Here is a 12040-nt window from a genome sequence, read left to right as displayed (position 1 = left end):
TTAAATGCTTTTGTTTTAATTATTCATCTACAATTTCTGCTTTTCTAGATTCTTTCTTATATCTCAAATACATTAAACCTAATATTCCCATCCAAAATGGGGCAATAATAACTGCTATTCTTGTACTATTGTTAATTAATAAAATAATAAATATAAATGCAAAGAATGTAACAATACCATAAGCCATCCACTTACCGCCTGGTAATTTGTATTGACTTTGTTTATGTAACTCTGGATTTTGTTTTAAATAACCGATATAAGCAATCATAATAATAGACCAAATTACGATATTTAATACTGTAGAAACTGTTGTAATATATACAAATACTTTCGTTGCATCTTTAAAGATGGCATTAAGTACAACAGAAATACTTAACAATCCACATGTTACTAAAATCGCATAATAAGGCACACCATTTCTATTTGTTTTTCCTAATATAGGAGGTGCTTGTTTACGTTGAGATAATCCAAACATTGTTCTACTATTGGCAAACACGCCACTATTACAAGCTGAAGCTGCTGCAGTTAATACTACAAAGTTGATAAGTCCTGCCGCAAAAGGAATACCAACTAACCCAAATAATTTAACATACGGACTATCTGACGGACTAAGTTGATTCCAAGGTACCGCAGCCATAATAACTGCTAAAGAACCAATATAAAAAATCAAAATTCGATAAGGTACATTATTGATTGCTTGAGGAATTGTTTTATGAGGATTCTTAGTTTCACCTGCTGTGATTCCTATTAATTCAATACCTATAAATGAAAAGATTGCCATTTGAAATGACATGAAAAAGCCAGATGCACCATGAGGGAATATACCACCATGACTCCAAATATTAGATACACTAGCTGTTCCGTATGGCGTCTTCATTGCAAAAATGACCATAACAATTCCTACTATTATTAATGCTAAAATTGTTAAAACTTTAATAATAGCAAACCAAAATTCCAATTCTCCAAATAATTTAGCGCTGAATAAATTTAAAGACATGAGAACTAGTAATGTAAATAACGCCGTTAACCAGTTCGGCATAGCCGGGTACCAGTAATCTACGTATTTAGCTACAGCTGTAATTTCGGCCATACCAGAAATAATCCATGTTAACCAATATGTCCAACCTACAATAAATCCTGCCAATGGACCTATATGTTTATGGGCGATATCCGCAAATGATTTAAAACCAAGATTAGATAATAACATTTCTCCCATTGCACGCATAAACATAAATAATACAAAACCTACTATAATATATGTAAGTAAAATTGAAGGACCAGCCAAATGAATAGATTCACCTGCTCCTAAAAATAAACCTGTTCCAATTGCACCACCAATAGCAATCAATTGAATATGTCTATTACTTAACTCACGTTGCAATTTATCCGCCATTATTGTCTCCCCATTCCGGTCATTGCTTAACTATAATTTTTTGTGTAATATAAACTTTCATTTCTACTATAAAGTTACACATACCCTCATTTTCAAATTACAATCAACTATTTAATATGATTTAGATTAATACTTTGACATCTCAATAGTTAAGCAAGATAATTTAATAAAGATTGACAACACATGTTAGGTAGGTAAAAAGATGAATACGACTAAAATAGATCCACGAGTTTTACGTACTAAAAAACTATTAGTTGAAGCATTTCAAACCGTATCCCGAAAAAAACAATTCTCACAATTAACCGTGAAAAATATTACTGACGAAGCAACAGTGAATAGAGCTACTTTCTATGCCCATTTCACTGATAAATATGATATTTTGGATTATTCACTATCAGTAACCATTCTTAAAGATTTAAACGATACATTGAAGGTTTCAGATTTTATAAATGAACAAGTGCTTTCACAATTATTTATGACTATCTGTGATTATATGGTAGATGTTCAAAATTTTTGCAAGTTAAATCAAGACGTATTTTGTAACCAAGCACATCAACGTATTAATGAAGAATTAGAAGATATATTCACGATTATGTTAGAAAATAGTTACCCTAATCATGAACGAGACATCCTCGTCAACAGTGCTAGTTTCTTATCGGCTGGTCTATGTGGCTTATGTAAACACTGGCTTAATACAAGTCAACAAACTGCTAAAGTATTTATAGAGAAAAATCTTCCATTTCTTATTCACCATGTTGCGCATTTATAATTTTCTTATTCAAAATTCACTTATATATCTATTCATAAAAATCGTTCTAAAACGTTAATTTATGAATAGATTTTTTATTTTTAGCAACACATTTTAAAATATGTTAGTTAAACGACAATCTTATAAACATGTTGTTTGCACTTTTTTAGATTAAGGTATATATTATATTTAAACAACAGATGTTGTATAGATAATATGTGTTGTTAAACTGAAAAGATTGGAGGGTATGATATGACAACAATAGAGGATCACGAGGGATTTAAGCGGACATTCAAAGATAAGCATTTAACTTTAGGATTATCTATTCCGTTCGATCAGCCAAAACAGAAACAAATTAATATCGATGAACAAGTTGAATTAGCTCAATTAGCTGAAGAGTTGGATTACTCAAGCCTATTTGTAAGGGACAATCCGTTATATAGCAAATATTTAGGTAACGTAACCGAGAATTACGACCCATTTGTATTTTTAACTTACTTAGCTGCCCATACTTCCAAAATATCTCTTGGCACAGCAAGTATTGTTGCTACATTACGTCATCCCCTCCATTTAGCTAAGGCAGCTACATCTCTCGATATTTTATCCCACGAAAGACTATTATTAGGTATGGCTACAGGTGATCGATCGTTTGAATTTCCAGCTTTTAAAGTGAATGAAGATGAACTAGCAGAACGATATCGTACATCTATTAAATCACTACGACAGTTATGGCAATCAAATGCGCCTGACATTTCAAATGCTATGTTTGAACTAATTGAAGATTCTGGTTTACAGGTTTTACCTAAACATAAAGCTATTCCAATGTTTGGTACTGGATACTCAAAACAATCTATAGAATGGCTTAAACAAAATATGGATGGTTGGATTTTTTTATGCTCAACATTTTCAAGATCAAAAGCAACTGGTAGAACAATGGCATAAAGATAATGAAATTTTTAAACCTTTCATAAATATATTGTTCGTCGATTTATCTAGTAATCCTAATGAGACAGTCAAACCTATTAAAGGCGGCTATCGAACAGGTAGAAAAATGTTAATTGAAATTTTAAAAGCATACGAAACAATAGGTACAAACCATATAATATTACGATTTATCAATAAAGACAGACAACTAAAAGATATCATCAATGAAGTTGGAACGTATATAGTACCCTACTTTCCAACTCACCAAATTTAGGAGGAATTAATAATGGAAATTTTAAACAGAATAAATGAATTAGCAAATAAAGAAAAAGTACAAACATTGAGTGTAGAAGAAAAACAAGAACAACAAGCGCTTAGACAAGATTATTTAAAAATGATCAGAGGACAAGTGTTAAATACATTTTCAACTATGAAAGTCGTTGATCCACTTGGTCAAGATGTAACACCAGACAAAGTTTATGATTTGCGAAAAGAATATGGCAACATTCAAGAAAATGAATAACTAAATTTAAAAAGGCACTCAGTCTCCAAATGGAAACTAAGTGCCTTTGTTATTTAACAAACTAAAAAATTGAATTTATGGCCATCTGGATCAGCAAACATTGCACCATAATAACCTTGCTTAACACAAGGTTTTTCTAAAATAGTACCTCCTGCTGATTCGACGCTTTCGATAAGTTGGTCTACTTCTTCATTCGTATTAACACCTAACGAAATAATTGTTTCATTCGCATTAGAAGTTACCGTATCTTTAGTAACCGCTTCAAAGTGATTATTTTTAATTAAAATAACAATCGTATTGCCTATTTTAATCCCTACCATTTTATCTAACATCTCTGGGTTATGATTAATTTCAAAACCTAAAGCTCGGTAAAATGCTTCACTTCTATTCAAATCTTTCACATGCAAATTAAACCACATTGATTTAATCATAAATTCGGCTCCTTTAATTGGTTAATTTAAATCGCAACAATATTTCTACTTAAAATTGTACATGTTCAATCCACTGTGCTAGAGATAGTTTATCAGGGTTAATTTGATTCATTAATTCAAAATCAACCACATATCCTTTATCTTCTAACCAACTTCTTTCAGCTGTACCACTCACAAATTCACCTTTAATTTCTGTAGGTAGACCAGTGACAGTTGCAAATGTTTTAACCACTTCATTTAAAGTTAATTCATCTGACGCAATTTCGATGGCTTGATGATTATATTGTTCTGGTTTTTTAAATAAATTAGCTGCAACTTTCGCAATATCAAGTGAAGAAATCATTGCGAATTTAACTTCTGGATTGATAAACTCAGGTATTGTTATTTGTTGGTCTTCTTTCTTAGCAATTCTAAGGAAGTTATCCATAAAGAATGATGGTTTAATAATTGAAAAGTTTAATGATGATGTTTTCAGTTCATTTTCTATTTCAGCTAACGCTTCAAAATGGGGTCCTGTTCTATCTCTATTAACACCGCCTGCTGTACTATACACAACATACTCAATATGTTGTTTTTCAGCTAATTTAATAATCATTTTTCCTTGTCTTAATTCTTCCTCAATATCATCTTTAATGATTGGTTGAACACTATATAATCCATATTGTTCTTCCATTGCTTCTTCTAAGCTTTGTTGATTACTCAAATCACCTTCAAAAATTTCAAGTTGATCACTTTCAATAGAAGTTAATTTATCATTATGTTTATTACGAGTTAAAGCACGTACATGCCAACCATCAGTTAATAATTGTCTTACAACTGCATTACCTTGTTTACCTGTAGCTCCAATAACTAGAATACTTTTCATTTATTTTCTCTCCTTTATTACTGTTGTAAAAACCAATAATCTTCCTTCTCACCTTTTAAATAAGTGTATTCTTTAGGTGATTTACCCATATGCCATATATTTTCATTCATTAAATCTCTTATATCCCATACTAAATGAATAAATTGATGTAAATGATTTCCAAACAATTTGTTTGGTGCTTTCATCTGTAATACATGAGATACCTCATTAATTGAAATATTCATTTCATCTGCTATATTTTTCAAACTCAAAGTCGTTTCATCAAAATGCTCTTGTAATTCTCTAGCTGTAATTTGTCTTTGTTCTTTATTTAATGACATCTACATCACTCTTCCCTTTTATTAAAACATCTACATCTCTTTTATTTGTCTTTTTATATGATAGGCTTTATAATAAACGGATAGTTGTCCGTTTGTCAACAAACTTATTTTAAGAAGGTGATGTATTTGCGTAAAGACGCCCTAGAAAATCGACAGCGTATTGAGAAAAAAGCAATTGAACTCTTTAACCAACATGGCGTTCAAGAAGTAAGTATGAATCGTATCGCAAAAGACTTAAATATTGGAATGGGAACATTGTATCGTCATTTCAAAGATAAAAGTGCATTATGTGCAACTATCATTGCACATGACTTTACTGACATTATCAACGAAATGTATGAAGTTAAAAACAAGAACAGTGATAAACAACTGATTTTCAGTGATTCACTAGACATCTTTTTAACATTTAAATCTAATAATAGTGAGTTATTACATTGTATTGAAGACACAACAGATAAAAATGACTTTTACAATAGCGACATTTATTTACAATTATTTAAGTTTTATTATGAAGTTCTTGGCAATAATACAAGTACACCATGGACAACATTTAAAGTAGATATGTTACTTAAATCTTTATCTACCAATTCTTTTGAATTACAAAAAGAAAAGCGCGGTCTTTCAAACGAATCAATTAGAGACTATTTAATCAAACTATATATTACAGACGAGGTGGCAACAAATGGCTAAAATTACATTAATTACAGGTGGAAATAAAGGACTAGGCTTTGAAACAGCTAAATCACTTATCGACCAAGGTCATAAAGTATATATCGGTTCACGTGATGAATCCCGTGGACAAGAAGCAGCACAACAAATTGGCGCTCAACTTGTTCAATTAGATGTCACTGATGATACATCAGTTAAAAAAGCATTCGATTATATCAAAGAACAGGAAGGCCGTTTAGATGTATTAGTAAATAATGCAGGTATCTCTGGTCAATTTGCTAAACCTGCTGATATTACAGTTGAAGATATGAACAAAGTTTATCAAACAAATGTCTTTGGTATTGTCAGAATGATGAATACATTTGTACCATTATTAGAACAATCTGAACAACCAGTTGTCGTTAATGTCACAAGTGGTCTTGGTTCATTTGGTATGGTCACTAATCCAAATACTCAAGAATATCATGTTAATTCATTAGCATATTGTTCATCTAAATCTGCAGTAACTATGTTAACTGTTCAATATGCTAAAGGTTTACCAAATATGCAAATCAATGCTGCAGATCCTGGTTCTACTAATACTGACTTAGTTGGCGATTTTAGTAACAATGCTAAACCAGCAACAGAAGGTATTAAACCAATTGTAGAGTTAGCAACAATTGATGCGGATGGACCAACTGGCACATTTATTAATGCTGATGGCAAAATGCCTTGGTAAACTTTTGAAAGTTAGAACTAAAAACTTTATAACAAAAGATGTAAATAACATACATTCTATTGGAGGATTTTATAATGAAAAGTATTACTTTTGAAGAACACTATGTCATCGATGAGATTCAAAAAGAAACAATGAAAGCAGCATCTGCTGATCCTAATGGCGTACCAATGAAAACAATGCTTGAAGGTTTAGAACAAAAATCTGGCTTTACTGATGCGGATGAAATTAAATACCATGATAAACGTATCAAATTTATGGATGAACAAAATGTTCAAATGCAAGTTTTATCATATGGTAACGGCGCACCTTCTAACTTAGAAGGGCAAAGAGCTATCGATCTTTGTAAACAAGCTAATGATACATTAGTTGAATATGTTAAAGAATATCCAGACCGTTTTGTTGGTTTTGCTACATTACCTATTAACGAACCTGAAGCAGCTGTTGAAGAATTTAAACGTTGCATCAATGAATTAGGTTTCAAAGGTGCACTTATTATGGGACGCCCTAAAGACGGCTTCTTAGATCAAGACAAATATGATGGCATTTTTGCAACGGCTGAAGCTTTAAATGTACCAATTTACTTACATCCAGCACCTGTTAATAGCGATGTATATCAAGCATATTATAAAGGTAATTATCCAGAAGTAACTGCTGCAACATTTGCTTGTTTCGGTTATGGTTGGCATATTGATGTAGGTATCCATGCTATTCATCTTGTACTATCTGGTGTTTTCGATCGTTACCCTAACTTAAATATGATTATTGGACACTGGGGAGAATTCGTTCCATTCTTCTTAGAACGTATGGACGACACTTTATTTGCAGATCATTTACAACACCCAGTTAGTCATTATTTCAAAAATAACTTTTATGTAACACCAAGTGGTATGTTAACTAAACCTCAATTTGATTTAGTTAAAAAAGAAATGGGCATCGACCGTATCCTTTATGCTGCTGACTATCCATATATCGAACCTGAACGTTTAGGCGTATTTTTAGATGAATTAGGTTTAACTGACGAAGAAAAAGAGAAAGTAAGTTATACAAATGGAGCTAAGTTATTAGGATTAGAATAATATTCCAATAATCATTGTTAATAATAAATGGAGGTATTTTATATGAATACTATAGAACTAAAAGGTGCTAAATTACGCTATCATCAAATCGGACAAGGACCTGTATTAATTTTCATTCCAGGAGCTAATGGTACTGGTGATATCTTTATGCCACTTGCACAACAACTTAAAGATCATTTTACAGTTGTAGCAGTCGATCGTCGTGACTATGGTGAAAGTGAATTAACAGAGCCACTACCTGAATCAGCTGCTAACCCAGATGATGATTATCGTGTAAAACGTGATGCTAAAGATATTGCAGAACTTGCACAATCATTAAGTGATGAGCCAGTATATGTATTAGGTTCAAGCTCTGGTTCAATCGTTGCTATGCACGTATTAAAAGATTATCCAGAAATCGTTAAACAAATTGCTTTCCATGAACCACCTATCAACACATTCTTACCTGATAGTAAATATTGGAAAGACAAAAATGATGATATCGTAAACAAAGTATTAACTGAAGGTTTAGAAGTTGGTATGAAAGACTTTGCTGAATCATTAAAAATTGCACCTATTGATGCTAAAATGATGACTGCTCAACCTGAATCAGAAGAAGCTAAAAAAGAGCAATATCAACGTTCAATGTTCTGGGTAGAATACGAGATTCGTCAATATACACATTCTGATATTACTTTAGATGATTTCAAAAAACATGAAGATAAAATTACTTTATTAAATGGTACTGACTCTAAAGGTTCATTCCCACAAGATGTGAACTTCTATATCAATGAACAAATTGATTTACCAATTGTTGATATTCCAGGCGGCCACTTAGGTTATGTTCAAAAACCTGAGGGCTTTGCAGAAGTATTATTAAAAATGTGGAATAACTAAAATCATTTTTAAACTAAAGACAATATCTAGTTATAAAATGTTATGTTTTTATACGTAGCGTTGAATATATAGAGAAACACGCGTTGAGATTTACCTTCTCAACGCGTGTTTTTTCTTTATCCTAATATTGTTTCCATGGAGCGATTAACACTACCTTCATACATACCGCCAAATTTTAATAAATGAATCATAAGTAAATATAATCTATAAAACTCTAAACGCTCATATGCGCCTTTAGCTAATGGATAATGCTTTTCATATTCATCATAAAATTCTTGTGTAAACCCACCAAATACTGTCGTAATACCTAAATCAAATTCACGATCGCCATAAAATGGTGCTGGGTCAAATAAAGCTGGTTGACCATCCGTTAAGAACATATAATTGCCACCCCATAAATCACCGTGCAATAATGATGGCTTGCTTTGGTGATTGTCTAAGGCGTTGACCATTACTTCTCTGACCTGTTCATATACTTTATTATCTTCTTTATTCCATAATCCTTTGCGCAATAATTCATCTCTAATGTGATCCATACGTTGTTCTATAAATAATTCTTTCCATGAATTTGTCCATGTATTTTCAAATGAAATATCGCCACCTTCATGAGGTAATCGAAAACCAAATTGACCGTCTTCTTGTTGTTGGCTATGCATTTTAGCAACTAATTGACCTAATTCTCTTTGGCTTCCACCAGTACCTTCTTCTAAATAGCTTAATAATAAATAAGCATCGTCATTAATTTCCCCGCTTGCGATAACTTTCGGTGCAGTAATGCCAGCATTTTCAAATTCATTAAGACCTGCAATCTCCGCAGCATAAAAAGATTCATTTCTATTTCGTTGAACTAATAAGAAAAATGTGTCATCTTGCTGTGTAGTAACTTTGAATGCTTCGTTAACATCCCCACCACTTACAGGCGTAATATCTTTAATATAATCTAGAGGTAATTGTTCTTTCCAATCTATTGCCATTATCTCACCTTCCATTTATCTGTAATACTTCTTATATTTCCTAAATATATCACTTTTAATCTTTAAGTATGTCACCTATGTGAATGAATCATTATTTAGAAGTTCGACTATTTTTTAAATTTTTATAATTTAACTAGGAAATTTAATATGAAAGTGCTAGTCTATTAAAAGGAAAAGTTTCAAATATATTAAATTGAGGATAGTAAGCCTCAAATATAATGAACTAGGAGCGTTAATATGTATAAACTAATCAAACCATTATTATTCAAAATCGAACCTGAAAAAGCACACGGATTAACAATTGATGCACTAAAAATCGCACAAAAACAGTCATATGTATTACCTATTATGAAAAAATTATTCGACTATCAAAACCCAATTCTTTCACAAAATATCCATGGTATCACATTTGAAAATCCTATTGGACTTGCCGCTGGTTATGATAAATCTTGTGAAGTACCTAAAGCTTTAGAAAACCTTGGATTTGGTGCATTAGAATTAGGTGGTATCACGCCAAAACCACAACCTGGTAATCCTCAACCTCGTATGTATAGATTATTAGAAGACGATGCTTTAATTAACCGTATGGGCTTTAATAATATTGGAATGAATAAAGCACTTAGTAACTTACGACGTCATGCTTATCATACGCCAATCGGTCTTAACGTTGGTGTAAATAAAATGACTTCTTATGATAACCGTTACCAAGATTACATTAAAGTTATAGATACATTTAAAAATGACGTGGATTTCTTCACTGTGAATATTAGTTCTCCAAATACTGAGAACTTACAAAATTTTCATGACAAAGATGAATTTTCAATGTTATGTAGTGCTTTAGAAACATTCAAAGCACAAAATGAAATTAATGTACCTATATTCTTAAAACTTACTTCTGACATGGATGAAAATGGATTAAAATCACTCTTACCAACTATTAAAGAACATTTTGACGGTGTTATTCTTGCGAATACGACACGTCAACGTGATGGTTTAACATCAGCTAATCGTGTTGAAGATGGTGGGTTAAGTGGTCGTCCATTATTTGAACGTAACTTAAAATTAGTTAAATTAGCATACCAAGAAACTAATGGAGAATTACTAATTATTGGTACTGGTGGCATCTTTAGTTCTGAAGACGCAATTAAAATGATACGTAATGGAGCTTCATTACTACAAATTTATTCATCTCTTGTAATAGAAGGTCCAGGTCTAACTAAGAAAATAAATAAAGAAATCGCTCAGTATTTAAAACAAAATGATTATCAAAATATTAGTGATATTATTGGATTAGATGCAAAGTAGCGTACTAATAATTCAGTTAATAGTATAATATCTTTACTTTGTATAGGTCTTTTATATAGGATATAAATTAAAGTAATCATAGATAGTTATAAATTAAAACTTACTCAATGTTATGTGTCATGAATATGGGAGGCATTCTTAAAGTGCGAGAAGAAACAAAAGAAAAAGATATGAATCATTCAACGCAACAAGATAATATCGATAACAATAGCAAGGCTGAAAGTAACGAAGAAGATGAACGTAAAGGGCTACATGGTTATCGCAAAACAGATCTTGATTTAGAAATTGAACGCGAATTACAAGAAATGATGGAAAATGATGACAAAGAAGTAAAGAAAGAAAATAAACGCTTTAAACTATTCTCTTTCCTTGCTATGTTAGTTATCGCCATTATGGCAATTATACGTTTCATTCATAAAATGATTTAACTTTATTAGAATACCCAGAGTTAAGGCTCTCGCCTTTTAACTCTGGGTATTTTTAAAATTGTTGTAAAAATGCACTTGCATCTTTATTGATTTGTTTAAAGTCAATACCTTGTTTCATTGCTGCAAAGACACATCCACAATAACATTGTCTAAATATATTATAGTCATTACACATTTCTATAGAACGTTCATAACCTTTGTTTTTCTTGAAATCACTAGGTAGGTATTTAACGTTATATACATTTTGCACATCCATCCCTAATTGATTAATTAATTGTGCATTCTTTTTAGGAGATAATGTAATCGCACTACCAAAATAATCATAACCATATTTAATAGCTGCTTCTGCTACTAATTCAAGTCTCATTTCAAAACAAGCAGTACATCTTAGACCACCTTCAGGCTCCTCAGTTAACCCTTTAGCCTTAGCCATTTTCATAAATTCATATGGTTTATATTCAGCTTCAATATACTTCACATTTGAACCTGTCTTTTTATTGAAATCTTGAACAAACATTTCTTGTACTTTGGCACGTCTTAAGTATTCATTTTTAGGGTGAATATTGGGATTAGCAAAATAAATAGCGATATCAGCATATTGTGTTAAAAATTCTAAAGTATATGTGCTACATGGCGCACAACAGCTATGTAATAAAATTTTAGGGCGCTCGTTTTCCCTTTCCCATTGTTGAATCATTTTCCTTAACACTTTGTCATAGTTTACCTTTTGATTTTTCATTTTTTTCAAAATGTCGCCCGCTTCAATCAAAAGAAAACACTCCCTTCATTA

The 12040-nt window shown here is 31.6% G+C and carries 14 protein-coding genes and 1 pseudogene; 9 read left to right on the top strand and 6 right to left on the bottom strand.

Annotation, left to right across the window (positions count from 1 at the left end; genetic code table 11):
• Positions 1 to 19: 19 nt before the first annotated feature.
• A complete protein-coding gene (locus NSQ15_RS01535) occupies positions 20 to 1393 on the bottom strand; it encodes an amino acid permease (protein ID WP_017636597.1) in 1374 nt (457 codons plus the stop codon).
• Between the two features lie 202 nt (positions 1394 to 1595).
• Here NSQ15_RS01535 and NSQ15_RS01530 point away from each other — a divergent pair, with 202 nt between their 5' ends.
• The 3 genes and pseudogenes from NSQ15_RS01530 (at position 1596) to NSQ15_RS01520 (ending at position 3588) form a co-directional block, all read left to right on the top strand.
• Positions 1596 to 2162 (top strand): TetR/AcrR family transcriptional regulator, encoded by a 567-nt coding sequence (locus tag NSQ15_RS01530; protein WP_017636598.1) that lies wholly within the window; start codon positions 1596 to 1598, stop codon positions 2160 to 2162.
• Between the two features lie 231 nt (positions 2163 to 2393).
• A pseudogene (locus NSQ15_RS01525) lies at positions 2394 to 3339 on the top strand (LLM class oxidoreductase).
• 12 nt (positions 3340 to 3351) lie between these two features.
• The gene (locus NSQ15_RS01520; RefSeq protein ID WP_017636600.1) at positions 3352 to 3588 is read left to right on the top strand and encodes a DUF896 domain-containing protein; all 237 of its coding nucleotides are present in this window, start codon (positions 3352 to 3354) and stop codon (positions 3586 to 3588) included.
• A 53-nt stretch (positions 3589 to 3641) separates the two neighbouring features.
• Here the strand turns inward: NSQ15_RS01520 and NSQ15_RS01515 are convergent, their stop codons facing one another.
• From NSQ15_RS01515 to NSQ15_RS01505, 3 genes are read right to left on the bottom strand one after another with little or no spacing between them, the layout of a single operon-like run.
• Positions 3642 to 4019, bottom strand: coding sequence for a VOC family protein (locus NSQ15_RS01515; protein WP_119622981.1), 378 nt, complete (start codon positions 4017 to 4019; stop codon positions 3642 to 3644).
• Between the two features lie 49 nt (positions 4020 to 4068).
• Positions 4069 to 4884 carry an NmrA/HSCARG family protein gene (locus tag NSQ15_RS01510; RefSeq protein WP_154835415.1) on the bottom strand — a complete coding sequence of 272 codons (816 nt, stop codon included), beginning with the start codon at positions 4882 to 4884 and terminating at the stop codon, positions 4069 to 4071.
• 17 nt (positions 4885 to 4901) lie between these two features.
• The gene (locus NSQ15_RS01505) at positions 4902 to 5204 is read right to left on the bottom strand and encodes a DUF2316 family protein (RefSeq protein ID WP_017636603.1); all 303 of its coding nucleotides are present in this window, start codon (positions 5202 to 5204) and stop codon (positions 4902 to 4904) included.
• Between the two features lie 126 nt (positions 5205 to 5330).
• Here NSQ15_RS01505 and NSQ15_RS01500 point away from each other — a divergent pair, with 126 nt between their 5' ends.
• From NSQ15_RS01500 to NSQ15_RS01485, 4 genes are all read left to right on the top strand, one after another.
• Entirely contained in the window at positions 5331 to 5894 is a 564-nt protein-coding gene (locus tag NSQ15_RS01500) for a TetR/AcrR family transcriptional regulator (protein WP_017636604.1), read from the top strand.
• Positions 5887 to 6591, top strand: a complete 705-nt coding sequence (locus NSQ15_RS01495; protein WP_108000306.1) for an SDR family NAD(P)-dependent oxidoreductase — start codon at positions 5887 to 5889, stop codon at positions 6589 to 6591. The genes NSQ15_RS01500 and NSQ15_RS01495 overlap by 8 nt, the downstream gene beginning before the upstream one ends.
• A gap of 74 nt (positions 6592 to 6665) precedes the next feature.
• Positions 6666 to 7667: an amidohydrolase family protein gene (locus tag NSQ15_RS01490; protein WP_340746886.1), complete on the top strand. Its 1002-nt coding sequence runs from the start codon at positions 6666 to 6668 to the stop codon at positions 7665 to 7667.
• Between the two features lie 42 nt (positions 7668 to 7709).
• A complete protein-coding gene (locus tag NSQ15_RS01485) occupies positions 7710 to 8543 on the top strand; it encodes an alpha/beta hydrolase (protein ID WP_046466979.1) in 834 nt (277 codons plus the stop codon).
• A gap of 116 nt (positions 8544 to 8659) precedes the next feature.
• Here the strand turns inward: NSQ15_RS01485 and NSQ15_RS01480 are convergent, their stop codons facing one another.
• Positions 8660 to 9517 carry a fructosamine kinase family protein gene (locus NSQ15_RS01480; protein WP_108000309.1) on the bottom strand — a complete coding sequence of 286 codons (858 nt, stop codon included), beginning with the start codon at positions 9515 to 9517 and terminating at the stop codon, positions 8660 to 8662.
• Positions 9518 to 9754: 237 nt separating this feature from the next.
• Between NSQ15_RS01480 and NSQ15_RS01475 the strand changes: the two genes are divergently transcribed.
• The gene (locus NSQ15_RS01475; protein ID WP_108000310.1) at positions 9755 to 10822 is read left to right on the top strand and encodes a quinone-dependent dihydroorotate dehydrogenase; all 1068 of its coding nucleotides are present in this window, start codon (positions 9755 to 9757) and stop codon (positions 10820 to 10822) included.
• Positions 10823 to 10941: 119 nt separating this feature from the next.
• On the top strand, positions 10942 to 11250 hold the full coding sequence (locus tag NSQ15_RS01470; protein WP_375371830.1) for a hypothetical protein: 309 nt from the start codon (positions 10942 to 10944) through the stop codon (positions 11248 to 11250).
• Positions 11251 to 11302: 52 nt separating this feature from the next.
• Here the strand turns inward: NSQ15_RS01470 and NSQ15_RS01465 are convergent, their stop codons facing one another.
• Positions 11303 to 11989 (bottom strand): epoxyqueuosine reductase QueH, encoded by a 687-nt coding sequence (locus NSQ15_RS01465; protein WP_390321687.1) that lies wholly within the window; start codon positions 11987 to 11989, stop codon positions 11303 to 11305.
• Positions 11990 to 12040: the final 51 nt, after the last annotated feature.

The organism is Staphylococcus sp. FSL W8-0774, from assembly GCF_038006785.1.
GTDB lineage: Bacteria > Bacillota > Bacilli > Staphylococcales > Staphylococcaceae > Staphylococcus > Staphylococcus pasteuri.
Note: the sequence above shows the minus strand (reverse complement) of the source record. Positions and strands in the feature narration are given on the sequence as shown.